Here is a 21,374-nt window from a genome sequence, read left to right as displayed (position 1 = left end):
AGTAGCTGTATAGCGTGTAGGAAGCTGTACATTTTTTGATCAGGCAAGGCTGCGTCGCTCGGGTAGAATGCTCGGCTTATTTCCGCGACCGTAGCCTCTGCCCATGTCCGACCTTTCTGCTCATCACGTCACCATTATCGGCGGCGGCCCTGCCGGCTTGATGGCCGCCGAAGTCCTGAGCCTGGCGGGCGTGCGGGTCGATCTGTACGACGGCATGCCATCGGTGGGGCGCAAATTCCTGCTGGCCGGCGTGGGCGGCATGAACATCACCCATTCCGAAGTGTACCCGGCGTTTATCGCCCGCTACGCCGAGCGCGCGCCGCAGATGGCGCCGTTACTGCGAGGGTTTAGCGCCGATGACTTGCGCGGCTGGATACACGGCCTGGGCATCCAGACGTTTGTCGGCACGTCCGGTCGCGTGTTTCCCACCGACATGAAAGCCGCACCGCTGCTGCGCGCCTGGCTCAAGCGTCTGCGCGAACTAGGCGTGGTTATCCACACCCGGCATCGCTGGACCGGCTGGACTGCCGAGGGCGATTTACTTATCCACAGCCCGGACGGCGATAAAACCCTGCGCAGCGACGCGGTGTTGCTGGCCCTGGGCGGCGGCAGTTGGTCGCGCCTGGGCTCCGACGGCGCATGGCTCAAGCTGCTGGAAGATCGGGGCGTACCCTACGTGCCGCTGCAACCGAGCAACTGTGGCTTTGAGGTGTCGGCCTGGAGCGAGTTGATGGTCAGCAAATTCGCCGGCGCGCCGTTGAAAAACGTCGCCATCGGCTTGGGGGACGACAAACCGCGGCTGGGCGAATGCGTAATCACCGCCACCGGCATCGAAGGCAGCCTGATCTACGCACTGTCGGCGCCGATTCGGGAAGCGATCAACCGCGACGGCGCGGCCACCGTGCATATCGATTTGCTGCCGAGCAAGGCGCTGGATAAGGTCCAGGCCGCCCTGGCCAAGCCGCGCGGTTCACGCTCGATAAGCAAGCATTTGCACAGTCAGCTGGGGCTGGATGGCGTGAAAGCCGCGCTGCTGCGCGAGTTGACGCCAGCCGAGCATTTCCAGGATCCCGCGCAATTGGCGGTGGATATCAAGGCGTTGCCACTGACGCTGGTGAAAACCCGGCCCATGGATGAAGCGATCAGCACAGCCGGCGGCGTGCCGTTCGAAGCACTGGACGAACGCTTGATGCTTAAGCAATTGCCGGGGGTGTTTTGTGCCGGTGAGATGCTGGATTGGGAGGCGCCGACGGGCGGGTATTTGCTGACGGGGTGCTTTGCCAGTGGTCGGGCAGCTGGGCGGGGCGTGTTGGAATGGCTTAATCGTTGAGATGTGTGGTGGGTTTGAAACCCCATCGGGGGCAAGCCCCCTCCCACAATTTGACTGTATTCACAAATCAAAAATGTGGGAGGGGGCTTGCCCCCGATAAGGCCATCAGCCACACCAAAAAATCACTTCTTCTTACGCGGCCCGGTATTGAATACCGGCACCTTACGCACCGGCTTGATCGAAGGCTCCGACGGTGCGACATCACCACTGTCCACCCACTTGCCCAAATTGCGCTTGCCGCCACCACCGGACGCCTTGGGCTTCTTCGGTTTTTTCGGCTTCTTCACCACCTGACCGCTGGCGTCGGTTTCGGGCACGCGGTGCTCCGGCTCGAACTCCGGCTCGGTTTTGCGCGTGAGGGTCTGACGGGTCAGCATCTCGATGGCCGACAGCATGTTCACTTCATCGGCGCACACCAGGGAAATCGCCTCGCCGGTGTTGCCTGCGCGGCCGGTGCGGCCGATGCGGTGGATGTAGTCCTCGGCCACGATCGGCAAGTCGAAGTTGACCACCAGCGGCAGGTCTTCGATGTCCAGGCCACGGGCCGCCACATCGGTGGCCACCAGAATCTGCACATCGCTGGACTTGAAGCGGTCCAGCGCGCGTTGGCGCGTAGCCTGGGGTTTGTCGCCATGGATGCCATCGGCGTTCACGCCCAGGCCCTGCAACTTGTCCACCAGTGCGTCCACGCCGTTGCGGGTCTTGGCAAACACCAGCACCTGCTTCCAGCGGCCTTTGCGCATCAGGTGCACAAACAGCTCCGGCTTGCGCTTCTTGTCCACCGGCACCACCCACTGCTTGACGGTGTTGGCCGCCACGTTGCGCGGGCTGACTTCGATGCTCAGCGGGTCGTTAAGCATTTGCCCGGCCAGCAGGCGGATATCATCGGAGAAGGTCGCCGAGAACAGCAGGGTCTGGCGCTTCTTCGGCAGCATGCGGTAGATGTTCGCCAGTTCTTCGGAGAAGCCCAGGTCGAGCATGCGGTCGGCCTCATCCAGCACCAGGGTTTGCAACTGGTTGAGTTTCAGCGCGTTCTGGCGGAACAGGTCGATCAGGCGGCCCGGTGTGGCGACCAGGATGTCGACGCCCTTGCGCAGCTTCATCATTTGCGGGTTGATGCTCACGCCGCCGTACACCGCGTAGGTGGTCAGCGGCAGGTGTTGCGCATATTCGGCGACGCTGGCGTGAACCTGCTCGGCCAGCTCGCGGGTCGGGCACAGGATCAGCGCGCGTGCCGAGTTGGCGGCGACTTTCGGCCCTTCCATGGTCAGCAATTGCAGCAACGGCACGGCGAAGCCGGCGGTCTTGCCGGTGCCGGTCTGGGCGGCGGCCATCAGGTCGCGACCGGCCAGCACCGCCGGAATGGCTTGCGCCTGCACCGGCGTCGGGGTCTGGTAGCCGAGCGTCTCAAGGGCGCGCAGCAAGGGTTCGATCAGGCCAAGGGTGGCGAAAGTCATGTAGTTACCGTAGGAAAAATCAACGCAAGGTCGCAATGCGCGGCAGTTTACCTTATTTCCGGCTTGGGCTTGCGCCACTGGGGCAGGCTGATCAACAGCACCGCGCTGATAATCACCAGCATCGCCAAGGCTTCTTCCAGGCCGATGCTCTCACCGACGAACACAATCCCCAGCAACACCGCCACCGCCGGGTTGACGTAGGCGTAACTGGTCGCCGCCGCCGGGCGTACGTGCTTGAGCAGGTACATGTAGGCGTTGAACGCGATGATCGAGCCGAACACGGTCAGGTAGGCCAGGGCCAGCCAGCCTTCCAGCGGCGGCAGGGCTTGCAGGTGTTCGCCGGACAGCGCACTGCCGAGCAGCAGCGCTACACCGGCCACCAGCATTTCCGCGGCACTGGCCATGGCGCCCTGGGGCAATGGCAACTGCCGGCTCCACACCGAACCGAACGCCCACGAAGCCGCCGCAAACAGCAACAACGCGGCCCCTATCGGACTCGATTGCAGGGTGCTGCCCATGTTGAGCATGGCGATGCCGACGATCCCCAGGATCACCCCGGCCCATTCCAGCCGCGTATTGCGCGCGCCCCAGAAGTACCCGCACAGCAGGGTGAACAGCGGCACCGTCGCCACCGCCAGCGCCGCCACCCCGGACGACACGCCGGTGTGCTCGGCCACGCTGACGCCGCCATTGCCGAAGGTGAGCAGCAAAATGCCGATCATCCCGGCGGCTTTCCATTGCTTCCAAGTCGGCGCCGGCACCCCACGCCATCTGAGGTAGCCATACATCAACGCCCCCGCCGTGCAAAACCGAATCCCCGCTAGCAACAGCGGCGGCCAATATTCGACGCCGATGCGGATCACCAGGTAGGTGGAACCCCAGATCACATATAAGGCAAAGAAGGCAGCGATCAACGGTAAGGGAAAGCGACGTGGGCCAGGCATGGGGCGGCTCTATGACGGAAACGGGAGGCTTATTCTAGAAAGGCAGGCGGATAAAAATAAGTTACAAAACCTGTTTAAACGGCCCATACACTTTTCAAAACAGGGTTATGGGGGCTATAAGCTTTGTTTTCGAAAGCAACCGGTGATTGGAGCCTTTCTATGGACAAATACGACCGCATGCTCCTCAACGCCCTGCTTGAAGACGGCCGCGCGTCCTACGCACAACTGGCGCGCATCGTTAACCTCTCCGCCCCCGCCGTGGCCGAACGCGTGGCCAAGCTGGAGGCCAGCGGGGTAATCACCGGCTATCAGGCCAAGGTGGACCTGTCCAAAGTGGGCTTACCGATTCAATGCGTGATTGAACTGCGCCTGACCCACCACGGTAATCAAAAGGTCTACGACGCCCTCGCCGAAATCCCCGAACTGACCGAGTGCCACCGCGTCACCGGCGACCCCTGCGTGATCATGCAGGCGGCGGTGGGGTCGATGCAGGAGCTGGAAAACTTGATCAACCGGATTGCAAAGTTTGGGTTCAGCAAGACCTCGATCATCCTATCGAGCGCGATAGAACGGCGAGTGCCGTTGGGGCAGTTGGAGGGCAACGGGAAAACGCTTGGCTGATAGATCGCCATCGGGGGCAAGCCCCCTCCCACAGTTTTGACCGCGTTGACTGCGCAATCCGAAGGTAAACACAGATCCAATGTGGGAGGGGGCTTGCCCCCGATAGCGGTAGACCGGTCAGCTAATCCGTGACTGACACACCACAATCGGGGCAAGCCCTCTCCCACATTTCCAGCAGCGTTGTTCTGTCAGAACCCGCGATGTTTCTTCAGATGCTCATTGATCTTCGCCGCCGGCACTTTCTGCAAGGTGCATAGCAGGTCGTGGGACAGTTCGCGCAAGCCGTGAGTCCCGCGCAACTCCTTGGCCAAATGCGCCGTCAGGTTGGCGGCCATTTCCGCGTCCGCCAATGCCCGGTGAGCCTTGCCGGTGTGAGGCAGTTGAGCGAAAGCATTCAAGGTGCCGAGCTTATGGTTGGGGGCCGAGGGCATCAGGCGGCGGGCCAGTAGCAGGGAGCAGGCGAATTTCTGCAGGCGGGTGCGGCGGATCAGGCCCAGTTCGAAGTCCCAGAACTTCTGGTCGAACGCGGCGTTGTGCGCCAGCAGCGGCGTGGTGCCGACGAACTCGTTGACTTCGTTCATCACCCGCTCGGCCGGTGGCGCGCTGCGCAACATGGCGTTGCTGATGCCGGTCAGTTGTTCGATAAAGCCCGGCACGCGCACGCCAGCATTCATCAGGCTCTGGTAGCGGTCGACGATCTGCCCACGCTCAAGGATGACCACGGCAATTTCCGTGGCCCGGCAATGGCTGCTCGGGGTGATGCCGGTGGTTTCAAAGTCGATGACCGCTATACGTTCCAAACCTGTTCCTACTCCGTCAAAACAACTATTTGAGCAGCAACGCGCCTTCGATCGGCACGTAGCGGCTGGCGGCGCGTATCAATGAATTGGCCGTAAGCCCCGGTACGCCATAAGCCACAGCTTCAACGCCATGTTTGTGGATGATGCGTTCGAGCAGCATGTCGAAATCGCCGTCGCCGGAGGCCAGCACCACTTCGTCGACGTGGTCGGCGGCGTCCATGATGTCGAGGGTGATGCCCACGTCCCAGTCGCCCTTGGCCGAGCCGTCGCTGCGCTGGATATACGGCTTGAGCTTTACCGTGAACCCCAGGTTGCGCAGGATCTGCTGGAACTGCTGCTGCTTGCTGTCGCCCCGGTCGATGGCATAGGCGTACGCCTCGACGATCTGCCCGCGCGAGCTGATATCAGCCCACAGGGCGGCGTAATTGAAGTGGCAGCCATAAGCCTGGCGCACGGTGTAATAGAGGTTTTGTACATCGGCGAACACTGCAATTTTCTTCACCGCACTTCCCCATGACAGCCATTTGGACCCGGCATACGGGGGTCCGCAAAGGCGCCAGTATGCCAGCCAGCGGGAAGTTTCCGGGAAAAAATCAGACCGGGGCGCTATGCCGCCCCGGTCTGGCTATGTTCAGACGAAGGAATCGTCGTCGCCGAAGGAGGATGAATCGTCGGAATAATCGCTGTCGGCAAAGCTGTCGGCATTGTTGCTGCCCCAACTGTCATCGCCGGCGTATTTCTGGTCATCGCTGCCCCAACCGCCTTGATCGCTGGCCGGCGCCGGTTGTTCGATGATTTCCTCCACCACCTGCGGTTGCGAGTTGTGGTGGAACAGGCTGCTGATGCCCTCGGCCAGTAACACACCACCGGCCACGCCGGCGGCGGTTTTCATGGCGCCGCCAAGGAAGCCGCTGCCCATGGGCGCGGCAGGCGCTTGGGGTGGTTGCTGATAGTTCTGTTGTGGCGCGGGCTGGCTAAAGGAAGGCCGCGCCGGTTCGCGCCAACCGCCGCCCGTGGAGGCCGGAGCGCTCTGGGTCGGTTGTGCGTCGCGGGAGCCGCCGCCAAAGATGCTCGACAGGAAACCGCCACCGCTGGAGGCCGCAGGTTGCGCGGATTTGGCACGCTGCAACTCTTCCTGCAACTGCTGGATCTGCTGCGCCTGTTGCTTGTTCTGCGCGTCGAGGCTCTGGAGTGCGTGTTCCTGCACCAGAATCGACTGGGTCATGTAGTACCCGGCGGCCGGTTGGCGAGTCATGTGCTCCTTGATCCGCGCTTCGGCCTGGGCGTCGCGGGGGGCTGAGTCCGTTTCGGCTTGCTGCAACCGTGAAAACAGTCCATCGATCAGGGTTTGCTCTTCGCTGTTCATGGCGACCTCGTTAGATTGCCGGTAGAAATCATGGTCCTGACCTTGATCAGGCCAGGTGCGTGCTAGTTATGGGGCTGTTACCAATTGTTTCAATGGTCTTTACTCAAGGTTTACGTTTGCGCCCCTGCGATGCTGATCGGTTAAAGTGTCGCCCTTGTTTACAGGCCTGCGATGAACCTGATGAATCCGTTAGACGTACTGCGCGACTCCTTCCGTTTTACCCAGCGCAATCTGGGCGCCATCGTTCAGTTGTGCCTGCCCTTGGTGATTCTTGAAGCGGTGCTGCAACAAGTGCTCGACCATACGCTGGGGGCGGATGCCTTCCCCGGTTACAGCGTGGTGGTGGGGCTGCTGGTGTACCCGTTGTACACCGGCGCCCTGATCCTGTTCCTCGATGCCCGCACCCGTGGCGAGGCGCCGCGTACCCGCGATGTGTGGGCGATGGCGCTGACCCTGTGGCCGCGTTTCGCGCTGCTGACGGCGATGAGTACGCTGCTGATACTGCTGGGGCTGTCACTGTATTTTCTGCCGGGGCTGTGGCTGATGGTGGTGCTGGCGTTCGCCGAATACCTGTTGGTGCTGCGCGACATGCCGGCACTGGAGGCGATGAAGGAAAGTTTTCGTCTGACGCGCGGCCACTTCTGGCGCATCCTGGTGTGCCTGCTGTGTGTGATGACGCCGCTGTGGCTGCTCAAGGGCGTAAGCGTCGCGGCGTATCCCGAACCCGCGCCATTGCTGGGGGTATTGATCGACAGCGCCCACAGCTTCCTGCAATTGTTCACCAGTGTGGTGCTGTTCCGTTTATTCATGCTGATCGGTGGCGACGCCGACGCACGGTGATATGCTCCCCGCCACTCCTGACACGCCATAAGCCGAGCCGATGACCCGTTTATTGCGCATCACCTTGCTGGGCCTGTTGTTGATCGCGGGCCTGTTGACCGCGTTGATCTACAGCCTGACCTGGCGCCCCGAGCCCAAGCAGACCCTGCCCGTCAGCTGCGTGGCGCCACGTGCGCCGACCCTGTTGCCCGGGCAGGCGCTCAAAGTGATGACGTGGAACGTGCAATACCTGGCCGGCAAGAACTACGTGTTCTGGTATGACACCCCCGACGGCAGCGGCCCGGATGAGCGCCCCACCGTAGAAGACATGGCCGCCAGCCTCGACGAAGTGGCGCGGGTGATCCGCGACGAACAACCCGACATCCTGCTGTTGCAGGAACTCGACGAAAACGCCAAGCCCTCCCATTACCAGGATCAACTCGCGTTGCTGCAAGAGCGCTTGGTGGACCTCTACCCGTGCAGCGCCCAGACGTTCGACTGGAAGGCCGATTTCGTGCCCGACCGGCATATCTTCGGCAGCGTCGGCCGCAAGCTCGCCACCCTCAGCCGCTACCAGATCGAACACGCCGAGCGCCTGCAACTGCCGGCGCCCGATGCCGGCTTGATCAGCCGCCAGTTCCAGCCCAAGCCGGCTCTGCTGCTGACGTATTTACCCCTAAGCGACGGCGGCCAACTGGCGGTACTGAACACGCGCCTTAGCGCCGACATGCCGGGACGCAGCGTCGCACAGGAACAGGTGCAGGCCACGGTCAAGCTGCTGGATAAATTCGAGGGGCGTGGCACGCCGTGGTTGATCGGCGGCGATTTCAACCTGCTGCCGCTGGGGCAATTCCTGCGCCTGGACGCCAGCAAACGCGGGCAATATTCGCCGGACAGCGAACTGCATCTGCTGTGGGATAAATACCCGATGATCCCCAGCAACAGCCAGTCCAGCGGCATCGACCGCGAGAAGTGGCTGACCTACTTCCCCAATGACCCAAGCATCGATGGCCCGGATCGCACCGTCGATTACCTGTTCTACAGCCCTCGTATCAAGCGGGTGGAGGCCAAGGTGCGGCAGGAGGATACGTTGCGCATTTCCAACCATTTGCCGGTGATTGCCCGCTTCCTGCTGCCCGCCGCGCAATAACTGTGGGAGGGGGCTTGCCCCCGATGGCGGTATGTCAGTCAGCTCTCTAACTGGTCCACCGCTACCGGGGGCAAGCCCCCTCCAACATTTGGAGGCTTAGGGTTACGACTTTCGGGGTTTGATCCGCGCGGTCGGCTCGGCTATCAGCGGATCATCCGGCCAGTAATGCTTGGGATAACGCCCCTTCAGATCCTTCTTCACCTCGGCATAGGTACTGCGCCAGAAGTTCGCCAGGTCCTGAGTCACTTGCACCGGGCGTCTTGCCGGGGACAACAGGTGCAGCTTCACCACTTGGCGCCCGCCGGCGATGCGCGGGGTGTCGGCCAGGCCGAATAATTCCTGCAAACGCACCGCCAGAATCGGCGGCTGCTCGCTGTAGTCCAAGCGCACCGATGAGCCCGAGGGGACTTTGATGTGCTGCGGCGCCAGTTCATCGAGGCGCTGGGGCAGCGGCCAGGGCAGCAGGTTGTGCAGGTAGCTGGAGATATCCAGGTTAGCGAAGTGGCTCAGGCGCGAGACTTTACCCAGGTAGGGCATCAGCCAGTGCTCCAGGCCGGCCAGCAACGCGCTGTCACTGAGGTCGGGCCATTCGCTGGTTTTGCCGGCGTCCAACTGGCGCAGCAGCATCACGCGGGATTGCCATTGGCGCAGTTCCGGGGTCCAGGGTAATAGCTCCAGACCTTTGCGCCGCACCAGGTTGACCAAAGCCTGGCTGCGTGCAGCTTCGTCGAGGCCGGCCAGCGGTTCGCGGCTGAGTACCAGTTCGCCGACTTTGCGCTGACGCTCGGCGCGCAGTACGCCTTCGCGTTCGTCCCAATCCAGTTGATCGACGTTGCGGACTTGTTCGGCGAGCACCGTGTCGAACAACGTCGGATCGAAATCCGCCGCCAGGTAGATGCGTTCTTCGCGCTGGCCCTGACGGCTACCCAGGTCGGCGATTACCAACCACGGCTGTTTCATCAGGCTGTCAGCCTCCGCGAATAGCGCCGCGCGACCGTTGGCCAAGCGGTATTCGGCTCCGCCTGGGCGGCGTTGCTGGGCCACGCGATCCGGGTAAGCCAGCGCCAGCAAGGCGCCGAGCCAGCGCGGGTGATCGGGATCGGCCACCGCTTGGGTCGGCTTGCCGCGCAGATACCCGCGGTATTGCCGCGCCAGTTGCTTGGCCCGCTGCACGCCACCTTGGCTGCCGCGCGCGCGCTCCTCGCCGGACAACAACGCCAGACGGCTATGCAGGTCCGCACCGCCACCGCGCACGATATCGCGCTCGCCCAACAGCGCAGCGACGTCACACGCGGTCGCCGCCAGCCCCAGGTCCTGCCCGCGCAGCAGCAAATGGGCGATGCGCGGATGGGCCGGCAATTCGGCCATTTTCTGGCCGTGGGCGGTAAGCGTGTCGTCATTCAATGCCCCCAGACGCACCAGCAAGTCCTGGGCCTGGGCATAGGCCGCGCTCGGCGGTGCATCCAGCCACACCAGTTGGTTCGGCGTCACGCCCCAGCGCGCCAACTGCAGGGCCAGACCGGCGAGGTCGGCGGCGAGAATCTCCGCGCTGCCATACGCGGCCAGGCCTTCATGCTGGTCTTCGGACCACAACCGATAACACACCCCCGGCTCCAGGCGCCCGGCCCGGCCGGCGCGCTGGGTCGCACTGGCGCGGGAGATGCGTTGGGTGTCGAGGCGGGTCATGCCGCTGCCGGGGTCGAAACGCGGCACTCGCGCCAGCCCGGCGTCAATCACTACACGCACGCCATTGATGGTCAGGCTGGTCTCGGCGATGTTGGTGGCCAGGACCACCTTGCGTTTGCCGGGCGGCGCAGGGTCGATAGCGGCGCGCTGGGCGTTGAGGTCCAGCTCGCCGTGCAGCGGGCACAGCAACACGTCGGGGCGATCACCCAGGGCGTCGGCGAGTTGCTGGTTGACCCGACGAATCTCCGCCTGGCCCGGCAAGAACACCAACACGCTGCCGGTTTCGTCATGCAGGGCTTCAAGGATGGTTTGCACCACGCGCGGTTCGATAAATTCACCGGGCTGGTACGGCCGCCCCCAGCGCATCTGCACCGGGAACATGCGCCCTTCGCTGCGCAGGATCGGTGCGTCGCCCAGCAAACCGGCCAGGCGCTCGCCTTCGAGGGTGGCGGACATCAACAGGATTTTCAGCGGCTGCTCATCGCGAAACAGCTCACGACCGTTCAGGCTCAGGGCCAGGGCCAGGTCGGCGTCGAGACTGCGCTCGTGAAATTCATCGAAGATCAGCAGGCCCACGCCCTCCAGCGCCGGGTCGTCCTGCAAGCGCCGCGTGAGAATACCTTCGGTGACCACTTCGATACGCGTGTTGGGGCCGACCTTGCTGTCGAGGCGGATGCGATAGCCGACGGTGTCGCCAACCTTTTCCCCCAGTTCGCTGGCCAGGCGTTCGGCGGCGGCGCGGGCGGCCAGGCGCCGCGGTTCGAGCATCAGGATGGTCTGCCCGGCCAGCCACGTTTCATTTAATAAGGCCAAGGGCACGCGGGTGGTTTTACCGGCGCCGGGCGGTGCTTCGAGCACGGCTTCATGGCGATTGGCCAAAGCGTCACGCAGGGCGGGTAAAACATCATCGATGGGCAACGAATTCATACTGGCTCCAAAGCAGAGCGGCGAGTATAACGGCGAACTGCCGGATGCCGACGCTGGTCTCAAGGCCGGTGTTATATAGTCGCGTATCAACCCTGTTGAGGAGCTTGTCCATGCGTATCGCTTCCCGTGTCATCGGCGGTGTTTTAGCCGTCACCCTGCTCAGCCAATTGACCGCCTGCGGTTCGATCTTCTACCCCGACCGCCGTGGTCAGATCGACGGCAAGATCGACCCGGCCATTGCCGCGCTCGATGCCGTGGGCCTGCTGTTTTATGTGATCCCCGGCCTGATCGCCTTCGGCGTCGACTTCGCCACGGGCGCGATCTATTTCGAACCGGGCAAGACTGCCCAGGTCGCCCCGGAAAAACTCCACGAAGCCATCGGCGCCGACGGCCAGGTCGACAACGCCAAACTGCAAAGCATCATCCAGAAAGAAACCGGCCACAGCCTGCCGCTGGACGACCCGCGCCTGATCCAGTTCAAGGGCAGCGTGCAGCAACTTGCCGCCCTCGGCCTGCAACCCGCCGCGTAAGGACTGCCCATGATCAGCAGTCCCGAACACGCCCGCCTGTTGCGCCTGGCGACCCGTGCGTCAGTGGCGGTCGCCTGTGTATTGATTGTTACCAAGGCTATCGCCTGGTGGTTCAGCGGCTCGGTGAGCATGCTCGCGGGCTTGACCGACTCGTTGCTGGACGGCGTGACGTCGCTGCTGAACCTACTCGCAGTCCATTACGCGCTGCGGCCGGCCGACGACGATCACCGCTATGGGCATGGCAAGGCGGAATCGCTGTCGGGCATGGCCCAGGCGCTGTTTATCAGTGGCAGTGCGGTGCTGATTGCATTGCAGGCTTATGAACGCTTGCAGCATCCGGAACCGGTAGGGGCGCCGTGGCTGAGCATCGGTGTGATCGTGTTCTCTCTGCTGCTGACCGTGGGGTTGCTGACGTTGCAACACCGGGTGGTCCGCGAAACCGGCTCCAACGCGGTGCGCGCCGACTCATTGCACTACCGCTCGGACTTGCTGCTCAACGGCAGCATCCTGCTGGCGTTGGTGCTGGCGGCCATGGGCTGGCATCAGGTGGATGCCTGGTTCGGCCTGGGGATTGCGGCGTACATTTTGTGGAGCGCGATCCATATCGCCCGGGAAAGCTTTGCGGTGCTGATGGACGAGGAATTGCCGCCGGAGGTCAGCCAGCACATGCTGGAACTGGCCCGTGGCGTGCCCGGCGTGCTGGGCGCCCATGACCTGCGCACGCGGGTATCGGGCAACCATTGGTTTGTGCAGTTGCACCTGGAACTGCCGGGGGATCTGAGCCTGTCAGTAGCTCACGGCATCAGCGACCAGGCCGCCGACGCCATTCACGCCGCCTACCCGCGCGCCGAAGTGTTGGTACACGCCGACCCGCAGGAAGTGGTCACAGGCGCCAAGGATTAGTACTGCACCTGATAGCCGCGACTGCTCAGGCAGTTGCCTTGGGCCTGGCGGTAGGTCTGCACCACCGCCGGGTCGGGGGCGTAGGTGACGGCCTGGGGGTCGAAGCCGCTTTGCTGCACCGCCCAGCGATAACAGTCATAACCGTCCTGTTGCACCTGGGCCGGTGATTGGCCATTGGCGGGATAGGCCACCACGTCATAACCATTGCCCTGGGGCGCAGGCTGCGGCGCGGGAACCGCTGCCGGCGGCTGCACCACCACGTATTGCTGGGTGCTTTCTTCGTAGGCGTAATAAGCGCCGGCGGCGAGGAACAGCAGCGAACCGCCGACCCACACTTCCCGCGCATAGTCCGGCAGGTAATGCACGCGGATGCCATACGGCGGCGCAACCACCACGTAGCGTGGGCCTTGGGGGCGATACCAGTAACCGCCGGAGAAGAAGTAGTCCTGGCCGCGATAGGGCACGCGGTAGTTGCGGTCGGGGAAGCGGTCCACCACATAACCCGGACGGTACTGCGGGCCGGGGCCCCAGCCATTACCGTGACCATCGGGGCGGCCAGGCCAGCGATGGTCATCCGGATGCCCGTTGTAGCCGGGGCGCGAACCGGGGCCGCCGGCCTCCCAATGGCGGTTGTCGTCGCTGCGTCGAGGTATGTCACGGTAGTAACCCTGGCGCGGCTCCTGGGTCTGGCGCACGGTATCGGGGCGCCCCTGGATCGGCAGGTTATTCGACGGCTGCGGCGCCGGGCGCGCCTGCTCATTGCCTTGTGGCCGCGCCTGCCATTGACCGCTGCCATTCGGGCCGCCGCGGTCAAAATGCTCGTTCTGCGGGCGTGGTTGAGGGTTCTCGGGACGCGGTGGACTGTTCTCCGGCCGCCGCCCGCCCTCAGGGCCTCGCTCATGCTGCCCACCGCCCTGCGGCCCTTGGCCTTCGCGAGGTACGTTATCGCGCTCGTCGGCCAATACCTGCGTGCCGACACCGACCACCAGCAAACCAACACCTGCCAAACGCCAGATGCGCTTCATGCTTTTCCTCACTGCGATTCAGGGCTTGAACATGAGACTGGGAAAGCCTCGCCCGGTTCTGAGACAGGTTATCAGTCACGAGAACAATTTTCTTAAGGCAAAAGAAAAGGGGCGACCCGTCGGCCACCCCTTGAGAATTTCGTCCTGGCTCAACGCTTTTGACGTTGGCTCACCTCACGCCGTCTTGTGGACAGTGTGCAGCCTGGAGGCCGGCTCAACCCTGCTGGGGTGGCGGCCGCAGCGGGCCTGATTGGGCGAGCTGCAGTGGACTGTTGTCCAGGCGGTGATTCTGTTGCTAACGATACGCGCCAGCGCCCGACAGATGATTGCGAAGATTGCGTCAATAAACAGTGCTTGCGCAATTTTTAACCCTTCATAGATAATTCGCCGCAATAGTTACGACAAAGGCCAACCCAATGAGCAAGCTTGACCGATATGACCTGAGTATTTTGGCTGAATTGCAGCGCGATGCGCGGATCTCCAACCAGGAGTTGGCCGAACGCATCGGCCTGTCGCCGTCGCCGTGCTCGCGCCGGGTCAAGCAGTTGGAAGACGATGGCTACATCGCGCGCCAGGTCGCCCTGCTCGACCGCAAGATGCTCGGCCTGAGCCTGACCGCGTACGTGCTGATCGGCATGGACCGCCACACCCCCGAACGTTTCGAAAACTTCGAAGCCGCCATCCGCACCCTGCCCCAGGTACTGGAATGCAGCCTGGTCACCGGCATGGATGCGGACTATCAGTTGAAGGTGGTGGTGCCGGACATGGATCACTATCAGAAATTGCTGCTAGGGCACTTAACCCGTATTGAAGGCGTAACCAGCGTACGTTCAAGCTTTGTACTCAACCAAGTGCTCAACAGCACAGAGCTGCCACTGACCCACCTACGCACCTAAGGTCAATGAAGATCAAATGTGGGAGGGGGCTTGCCCCCGATAGCAATACTTCAGTCAGCTTATCCATAGCTGACCCCCCCCACATTTTGATTGCACTTCGATCCAGGTCAATGTTGCGCTTGTGACACTGCCCTATACTCGCCGCCTGCCCCGTTGGAAGAGCCCATGAACAACATCGACCCCGCCCTGTTTGAAGAATGGATGATGACCGGCCTGGTCACGATTCTGATTATTTTCATGGGCTTTATCGTCTGGGACCTGGCGAAGAAATCCAAGGCCGGACGCTTCGGCTCGTTCATCCTGTTCTTCGTGCTGGGCCTGGGCGTGGCGGCGTTTATCATCAAGAGCGTGGTGATTGGCCTGATCGAATCCGGCGCTTTATAAACGCGCCGGGACTTCCTTCCATTGGCCTTGGTCCAGGCCGTCGATTGTCCAATCGCCAATGCGCACCCGCACTAGCCGCAGGGTCGGCAAGCCCACGGCGGCGGTCATGCGCCGCACTTGGCGGTTACGCCCTTCTCGAATCACCAGTTCAAGCCAGTACGTCGGGATGTTTTTGCGAAAGCGTACCGGTGGGTTGCGTGGCCATAACGCGGGCTCGTCCAAGCGCCGAGCCTCGGCGGGCAGGGTTTTGCCGTCGTTGAGTTCTACCCCATCGCGCAGGCGTTGCAGCAATTCTTCCGTGGGTTCGCCCTCCACCTGCACCCAGTAGGTTTTCGCCAACTTGTGCTTAGGGTCGGCAATGCGCGCCTGCAACTGGCCATCGTTGGTCAGCAGCAGCAAGCCTTCGCTGTCACGGTCCAGACGGCCCGCCGGGTAGATGCCGGGAATGTCGATGAAGTCCTTGAGCGTCGCGCGCCCGCCTTCGTCGCTGAACTGGGTCAGCACGTCGAATGGTTTATTGAACAGGATCAACTTCGGCTCGGCCGGCGGCGCCTTGGCAACGCGACGCGCAGCGGAATACGGAGGTTTCACGCCAGGGCGGCGCGAATCGGGACGGGTGGGACGAGACATGGCAGAACAACATCTAACGGTCAGGACCGACAATGCTAGTGGCCTGACCGTTAAATGACCATCCCAACCGCTTAGCGGAACGGCGGCTCGTCGAAGCTGCGCAGTTTGCGCGAGTGCAGCGAGTTGAGTTCGTTGCGCAGCAGGTCCACCGCTTCGATGCCAATCTTCAAGTGCTGGCTCACTGCGCGCTCATAGAACGCGTTGGCCGAACCAGGCAATTTGATTTCACTGTGCAGCGGTTTATCCGATACACACAGCAACGTGCCGTACGGCACCCGCAAGCGATAGCCCTGGGCGGCGATGGTGCCGCTTTCCATGTCCACGGCCACGGCGCGGGACAGGTTGATCAGCGGCCGCTCCTGGGCCCAGCGCAGCTCCCAGTTGCGATCGTCGTAAGTCAGCACGGTGCCGGTGCGCAGGCGTTTTTTCAGCTGTTCGCCTTTTTCACCGGTAACGTGGGCCGCCGCTTGCTGGAGCGCCAGTTGTACTTCGGCCAGGGCCGGGATCGGGATATTTGGCGGCACCACACGGTCGAGAATGCCATCGCGACGCATATAAGCGTGGGCCAGGACATAGTCACCGATGGTCTGGGATTGGCGCAGGCCGCCACAGTGGCCGATCATCAGCCAGCAATGCGGACGCAGCACCGCCAGGTGATCGGTGATGTTCTTGGCGTTGGACGGGCCCACGCCGATATTGACCAGGGTCACACCGTGACCATCGCTGGCCTGCAAGTGATAGGCCGGCATCTGGTAGCGGTGCCAGACCACGCCGGCGGCAATGGCCGAGGCTTCGCCGTGATCCATGCTCTTGTCGATCACCACGTTGCCCGGCAGCACCATGCGGATAAAACGTGGGTCGCTGCGCAATTGTTCCAGGCCATGCAGGATGAACTGGTCGACGTAGCGGTGATAGTTGGTCAGCAGAATCCAGGGTTGTACGTGGCGCCAGTCGCTGCCGGTGTAATGCACCAGGCGACGCAGGGAAAAGTCCACGCGGGCCGCATCGAACAGCGCCAGGGGCAGTGGGTTGGTGTTTTCCCAGTCATACAGGCCATCGGCGATACCGTCGGTGGCGGCCGACAGGTCGGTGCTCGGGAATACGCGGGCCAGAGTGGCGGCAGTCACGCCGGAGCCGGCGAGTTCATCGCCCTGCTCGACCACATACGGGTAAGGAATATTCTGTTGGCTGACGCCCACTTCCACCGTCACGGTGAAGTCGTGCATCAACGGCACCAGTTGCTCCAGCAGGTACTTACGGAACGCCGCAGGATGGGTGACGGTCACGCTGTAGGTGCCCGGCAGTTGCACCTTGGCATAGGCGCGGGTGGTCTGTGGGACTTCGCCGTGGCAGTGGTAGGTCAGGCGCAGCTCGGGGTAGCGGAACAGCGCGCGTTGCTCGGCGTCGGGTTCGACGCGGTCCTTGAGGTATTGCTTGAGGGCCTGATTGAGCGCGCCGGTAGCTCGCTCATGCAGAGCCGCCAGCCGGTCCACGGCTTCTTCGGCGGTTTTAACGACAACAAAAGCTTCGGTCACGGTAAGCATCCTGTGTTCTGACATGCAGGCCTGTATCTTGCCTGCATCCCAGCCGCACCGAAACAGTGGCGTTGGAATGCACTCAATAATGTCGGAGAGGCTTGCCCCCTCCCACCTTTGGACCGGGCTTATTCAGAAACAGAAGGCGTTGAGCGGGCGACTATCGCCGCCACATCCACACCACGCGGCAAGGCGCCATAAGCGCGGCCGGAGGAATCGCTCAAGCGGCTGGCAATAAAGCCGTCGCTGACCGCAGCATTCCCCGCCTCCAACAACAGCTTGGCCTGCAAGGCCACGGCAATGTCCTCGGTCAACTGCCGCGCACGGTATTGGATGTCCTGGGTATCCATAAAAGCTGACTTTAGCTGTTCGATATGCCGCGCCAAATGCCGGTCGCCGTGGCCATTGCCCAGTTCGATAAACAGCGTCTCCAATACGCCCGGTTCCTTGGACAGCGCACGCAGCACATCCAGGCATTGCACGTTGCCGGAGCCTTCCCACGTTGAATTCACCGGTGCCTCACGGTACAGGCGCGGCAGGATGCTGTCCTCCACATAACCGGCGCCGCCCATGCACTCGGCGGCCTCGTTGATCATGGCCGGCGCGCGTTTGCAGATCCAATACTTGCCCACCGCCGTCACCAGCCGTGCGAATTTACTCTCCTGCTCGTCATCCAAATGGTCCAACGCCCTCCCCATGCGCATGCTCAAGGCCAGGGATGCTTCACTTTCCAGGGCCAGGTCGGCCAGCACGTTTTGCATCAGCGGTTGCTCGCTGAGCACGCGGCCGCTCACCGAGCGATGGTCGCAATGATGGCTGGCCTGGGTCAGGGCCTGGCGCATCAGGGCGCTGGAGCCGACCATGCAATCGAAGCGGGTCATGGCCACCATCTCGATGATGGTCGGCACACCACGGCCTTCTTCGCCGACCATCCAGGCCAGGGCGCCGCGAAACTCCACTTCGCTGGAGGCGTTAGAACAATTGCCGAGTTTGTTTTTCAGGCGCTGGATGTAGAACTCGTTGCGGGTGTCATCCGGGCGGTGCCTGGGCAGTAGGAAACAGCTCAGGCCCTTGTCAGTCTGGGCTAGCGTGAGGAACCCATCGCACATCGGCGCGGAACAGAACCACTTGTGGCCCACCAGCTCATACGCCTGCCCAGGGCCGCCAGCGCCCACCGGATAAGCCCGGGTGGTGTTGGCGCGCACGTCGGTGCCGCCTTGCTTCTCGGTCATGGCCATGCCGAGGGTGGCACCGGCCTTGTGGGCGATGCCGACGTTGCGCGGGTCGTATTGGGTGCTGAGGATTTTCGGCAGCCAGGTCTTGGCCAAATCCGGCTGCAACCGCAACGCCGGTACGCAGGCAAAGGTCATGGTCAATGGGCAACCGCTGCCGGCTTCGGCCTGGCTGTGCAGGTAGGTCATGGCGGCGCGGGCCACATGGGCGCCGGCCTGCGGATGAGCCCAGGGCAGCGAAGGTAGGCCATGTTCGACGGCGGTGCGCATCAGCTCGTGATAGGCGGGGTGAAACTCAACCAGATCAATGCGGTGACCGTAACGGTCGTGGCTGTTGAACACCGGTTTGTGTTGATTGGCCAGAAACCCAGCCGCCATCAACGGCCCGCCGGCCAATGCGCCATAGGTATCGATGCGCGAGTGTGCCCAACCGGCGCCGAAACGTCGCGACCACTCTTGCAGGGGCAGGTCGATGCGGTACAGGTTGACGCCGTCCAGGGAGGGCGGTTGGTTGGTCACGTCGTGGGTTTCGGCAAATTGATGCAGGTTCATCACGGGCGTCCTGGAAAAAAGGCCACGCTCAGTTGAGGCCGGTTTTTTCAGTTAAGCACCGCTACCGCGCTTAAAAAAGTGACATACGCGCCGAATGCGCGGCGCTTTCACCCTCTAAAACCCCTAGCACGCAGCGCTCCATCACCGCTTGCAGCGCCTCGAAACGCACCGGTTTGGTCAAACGCTCAGTGACACCTACGCCCAGGCACCGCTCTCGCTCAGGCACATTCGACGATGTACCCAGGGCGATCACCGGCAATTCTCCCCCACCAGGCAGTGCGCGGATCTGACAGCACACAGAGAAGCTTCCTTCGGGAAGGTCCAACAGAACCGCGTCAAACGCCTGCGCTTGCAGCGCCTCCAACGCCGCAGGGCCACTGTCGACGGTTTTGACCCGATAGCCGAGCTTGAGCAGCATGCCGCGCACGGCCAGTTGACCGACGCTGTTGTCATCCACCAACAACACCGCGCAATCCTGCGGCGCTCGTTGCCGGGCCGGCGCCGGCTTGGCTTCGGACGGAACCGAGCGCACCTGCATTTCGAGCTGGAAGCGACTGCCCTTGCGGGGTTCGGAATGATGGGTAAGGCGCCCGCCGATCAGTTCGATCAATTGCCGGCAGATCGCCAGACCGATGCCCAACCCGCCGTATTCGCGGGTGGTCGAGCCATCCAGTTGGAAGAAGCGCTGATACAGCGTGGCCTCATCCAGGGAGGCAAAACCAATGCCGGTGTCAGTCACGATAAAACTCAGGTGCACGCCGCCGTCGCGGTGAGGCACTCCCACCACGCGCAGGCGTACCGAACCTTCGTGGGTGAATTTGAAGGCGTTGTCCAGCAGGCAATCCAGGCACTGAATAAGCTTGTCGACGTCCCCCTCCAGACGGTCCGGCAGCTCATCCGCCACGTCGATGGAAAACGCCAGGCCCTTGCCCTGGGCGCTGGTATTAAATTGCTGGCGCAGGCTGTCGAGCACGCCACGCAGGCTGAACACGCGGTGTTGCGCACTCAGGCGACCGGCCTGCAATTCGGTGAGGGTGAGGATGCCATTGACCATGCGCATCATGTCCCGCGCGGAGCCGGCGGCGGTCTGATGGTATTGGGTCAGATCGTGACTCAGGGGCACCGTCTGCATGAGTTCCAGGGAACCGATCACGCCGTTCATCGGCGTGCGTAGCTCGTGGGTCAGGGTGGCGAGAAACTCATCCTTGAGCCGGTTGCTGCGGGCCAATTGGGAGTTAAGCACTTCGAGCTTTTGGCTGGCATCGAACAGAATCTGCGCCTGCTGCTCGCGCATGGCATTGATGCGGTCGGCCAGGGCCAGGGACAGCAGTGCCACTTCAATCGCCGAACCGATCTGACTGGCGTACATGGTCAGGAACATATTGGGCAGATAACCCAGCACCATCAGGGTGTTGACCACCCCGCCCAGCAGGAACGCCGACCAGGCGATGATGAAGTAACGCGCCACCCTCTGCCCGCAGTACCAGGCCTTGATGGCGGCGACGAAGATGGTCACGGTGAACACCAGCGCCAGGCCCGTGGCCAGACGCAACGCCAGCGCGTAGCTGGTCATCAACGACAGCAGCATGACCACTGCCCCGCACGCCACCAGCGCCAGCAACACACGGTTGATCCAGCGACTGTGTTGAGCGGTGTGCAAAAAGCTGCGCGCGAACAGACTGCCGAACAGCGCCGACGCGCCGATCAGAAACGGTGTCGCGGCGTTCGTCCACCAAGGGTTGTTGGGCCAGAAATATTCCACCGCCGCGCCGTTGACCGACAACTGGTACAGACCGAACGAGGCGATATAGAAGATGTAATACAAGTAGCTGGTGTCGCGCACGCTGAGGTAGATGAACAGGTTATAAACCAGCATCCCCAGCAACACGCCATAGATCAGACCCAGCACATACAGGCGCAGCGGCTGCTGTTCCAGATACGCGGTGCTCGACCAGAGGGTCAGCGGCGCCTGAATCGAGCCCTCGCTCTGCACTCGCAGATAAACGGTTTTATCCTCGCCTGGGGTGAAATCCAACTTGAACAGGTAGTTGTTCTGACGGATCTCGCGACTGGCGAACGGCAACGCATCTCCAGTGCGCCTGACCAAACGATAGGTGCCCGTGCTGTCGGGCAGGTACAGGTCCAGATGGTCCAGCGGCGGGTACGCCAGCTCCAGCAGCCAGGTGCGTCGGGCCTCGGCGTTGTGGGGCACATAGTGCAGATTGAGCTTGAGCCAGAACACCGAGCGCGAATAGCCGGCGTTGAGGGTGTCCTTATCGTGGAGCTTGAATTGCGCGAGCGCGGAAGGCGCGCTGACATCGGCAATGGTGAGGGCGGCGCTCGGGTCTTCGAGCACTTGCAGGGCTCGGCCCAGGGGCAGGCTTCGGGTGTCCTGGTTGAACTCAATGGCGCTGGCGAGCATCGGCAGCCCGCACAACAATAGAATCAGCAAATAGCGCATAGAGCCCCAGCGTGGCCTGTCCGGTTATATCAAAAGCCCCCCATTCCTTTTGAGAAGACGTACACCGGCGGTACAGATAAGTTGTTTGAATCCACTCTAGCATAGCCGTTGCAGGCCATTGGACAC

19 protein-coding genes are annotated in these 21,374 nt (G+C 62.4%); 8 read left to right on the top strand and 11 right to left on the bottom strand.

What is annotated here, in order from left to right:
- Positions 1-103 precede the first annotated feature (103 nt).
- On the top strand, positions 104-1,330 hold the full coding sequence (locus tag ABX75_RS12605; protein ID WP_047882020.1) for a TIGR03862 family flavoprotein: 1,227 nt from the start codon (positions 104-106) through the stop codon (positions 1,328-1,330).
- Positions 1,331-1,452: 122 nt separating this feature from the next.
- On the opposite strand, the gene ABX75_RS12600 is transcribed toward ABX75_RS12605, so the two are convergent.
- Together ABX75_RS12600 and yedA are read right to left on the bottom strand one after the other, a co-directional pair.
- The gene (locus ABX75_RS12600) at positions 1,453-2,787 is read right to left on the bottom strand and encodes a DEAD/DEAH box helicase (protein ID WP_034100872.1); all 1,335 of its coding nucleotides are present in this window, start codon (positions 2,785-2,787) and stop codon (positions 1,453-1,455) included.
- A 47-nt stretch (positions 2,788-2,834) separates the two neighbouring features.
- Entirely contained in the window at positions 2,835-3,731 is an 897-nt protein-coding gene (yedA, locus tag ABX75_RS12595; protein WP_034100873.1) for a drug/metabolite exporter YedA, read from the bottom strand.
- A gap of 159 nt (positions 3,732-3,890) precedes the next feature.
- Between yedA and ABX75_RS12590 the strand changes: the two genes are divergently transcribed.
- Entirely contained in the window at positions 3,891-4,352 is a 462-nt protein-coding gene (locus tag ABX75_RS12590; protein ID WP_034100874.1) for an Lrp/AsnC family transcriptional regulator, read from the top strand.
- Positions 4,353-4,540: 188 nt separating this feature from the next.
- On the opposite strand, the gene ABX75_RS12585 is transcribed toward ABX75_RS12590, so the two are convergent.
- From ABX75_RS12585 to ABX75_RS12575, 3 genes are all read right to left on the bottom strand, one after another.
- Positions 4,541-5,152, bottom strand: coding sequence for a PolC-type DNA polymerase III (locus ABX75_RS12585; protein ID WP_034100875.1), 612 nt, complete (start codon positions 5,150-5,152; stop codon positions 4,541-4,543).
- A gap of 25 nt (positions 5,153-5,177) precedes the next feature.
- Positions 5,178-5,654 (bottom strand): NYN domain-containing protein, encoded by a 477-nt coding sequence (locus tag ABX75_RS12580; protein WP_034100876.1) that lies wholly within the window; start codon positions 5,652-5,654, stop codon positions 5,178-5,180.
- A 129-nt stretch (positions 5,655-5,783) separates the two neighbouring features.
- Positions 5,784-6,518 (bottom strand): DUF2076 domain-containing protein, encoded by a 735-nt coding sequence (locus ABX75_RS12575; RefSeq protein WP_047882019.1) that lies wholly within the window; start codon positions 6,516-6,518, stop codon positions 5,784-5,786.
- 180 nt (positions 6,519-6,698) lie between these two features.
- Between ABX75_RS12575 and ABX75_RS12570 the strand changes: the two genes are divergently transcribed.
- Both ABX75_RS12570 and ABX75_RS12565 read left to right on the top strand, forming a co-directional pair.
- Complete coding sequence (locus tag ABX75_RS12570) at positions 6,699-7,358, top strand: YciC family protein (RefSeq protein ID WP_034100950.1); 660 nt, start codon at positions 6,699-6,701, stop codon at positions 7,356-7,358.
- A 40-nt stretch (positions 7,359-7,398) separates the two neighbouring features.
- Positions 7,399-8,487, top strand: a complete 1,089-nt coding sequence (locus tag ABX75_RS12565; RefSeq protein ID WP_034100878.1) for an endonuclease/exonuclease/phosphatase family protein — start codon at positions 7,399-7,401, stop codon at positions 8,485-8,487.
- 102 nt (positions 8,488-8,589) lie between these two features.
- Here the strand turns inward: ABX75_RS12565 and hrpB are convergent, their stop codons facing one another.
- Entirely contained in the window at positions 8,590-11,100 is a 2,511-nt protein-coding gene (hrpB, locus tag ABX75_RS12560; protein WP_047882018.1) for an ATP-dependent helicase HrpB, read from the bottom strand.
- 110 nt (positions 11,101-11,210) lie between these two features.
- On the opposite strand from hrpB, the gene ABX75_RS12555 reads away from it, so the two are divergent.
- The gene (locus tag ABX75_RS12555; RefSeq protein WP_034100880.1) at positions 11,211-11,630 is read left to right on the top strand and encodes a hypothetical protein; all 420 of its coding nucleotides are present in this window, start codon (positions 11,211-11,213) and stop codon (positions 11,628-11,630) included.
- A 9-nt stretch (positions 11,631-11,639) separates the two neighbouring features.
- Complete coding sequence (locus tag ABX75_RS12550) at positions 11,640-12,533, top strand: cation diffusion facilitator family transporter (protein ID WP_034100881.1); 894 nt, start codon at positions 11,640-11,642, stop codon at positions 12,531-12,533.
- Here the strand turns inward: ABX75_RS12550 and ABX75_RS12545 are convergent.
- Complete coding sequence (locus tag ABX75_RS12545; RefSeq protein ID WP_047882017.1) at positions 12,530-13,558, bottom strand: DUF6515 family protein; 1,029 nt, start codon at positions 13,556-13,558, stop codon at positions 12,530-12,532. The genes ABX75_RS12550 and ABX75_RS12545 overlap by 4 nt on opposite strands.
- A gap of 416 nt (positions 13,559-13,974) precedes the next feature.
- Between ABX75_RS12545 and ABX75_RS12535 the strand changes: the two genes are divergently transcribed.
- Positions 13,975-14,454 (top strand): Lrp/AsnC family transcriptional regulator, encoded by a 480-nt coding sequence (locus ABX75_RS12535; protein WP_003194418.1) that lies wholly within the window; start codon positions 13,975-13,977, stop codon positions 14,452-14,454.
- Positions 14,455-14,628: 174 nt separating this feature from the next.
- Complete coding sequence (locus tag ABX75_RS12530) at positions 14,629-14,838, top strand: DUF2788 domain-containing protein (protein WP_025999909.1); 210 nt, start codon at positions 14,629-14,631, stop codon at positions 14,836-14,838.
- On the opposite strand, the gene ABX75_RS12525 is transcribed toward ABX75_RS12530, so the two are convergent.
- The 4 genes from ABX75_RS12525 to ABX75_RS12510 all read right to left on the bottom strand — a co-directional run bounded on the left by ABX75_RS12525 (position 14,833) and on the right by ABX75_RS12510 (position 21,248).
- Positions 14,833-15,468 carry a pseudouridine synthase gene (locus ABX75_RS12525; RefSeq protein ID WP_034100884.1) on the bottom strand — a complete coding sequence of 212 codons (636 nt, stop codon included), beginning with the start codon at positions 15,466-15,468 and terminating at the stop codon, positions 14,833-14,835. The genes ABX75_RS12530 and ABX75_RS12525 overlap by 6 nt on opposite strands.
- 71 nt (positions 15,469-15,539) lie before the next feature.
- Complete coding sequence (amn, locus tag ABX75_RS12520) at positions 15,540-17,012, bottom strand: AMP nucleosidase (RefSeq protein ID WP_162276694.1); 1,473 nt, start codon at positions 17,010-17,012, stop codon at positions 15,540-15,542.
- Positions 17,013-17,131: 119 nt separating this feature from the next.
- Positions 17,132-18,787 carry an acyl-CoA dehydrogenase family protein gene (locus ABX75_RS12515; protein ID WP_047882016.1) on the bottom strand — a complete coding sequence of 552 codons (1,656 nt, stop codon included), beginning with the start codon at positions 18,785-18,787 and terminating at the stop codon, positions 17,132-17,134.
- A 70-nt stretch (positions 18,788-18,857) separates the two neighbouring features.
- Positions 18,858-21,248, bottom strand: a complete 2,391-nt coding sequence (locus tag ABX75_RS12510; protein ID WP_047882015.1) for a hybrid sensor histidine kinase/response regulator — start codon at positions 21,246-21,248, stop codon at positions 18,858-18,860.
- Positions 21,249-21,374: the final 126 nt, after the last annotated feature.

This window comes from Pseudomonas sp. ARP3 (assembly GCF_001029595.1).
GTDB lineage: Bacteria > Pseudomonadota > Gammaproteobacteria > Pseudomonadales > Pseudomonadaceae > Aquipseudomonas > Aquipseudomonas rhodesiae.
This window is presented reverse-complemented; position numbering and strand designations above follow the sequence as displayed.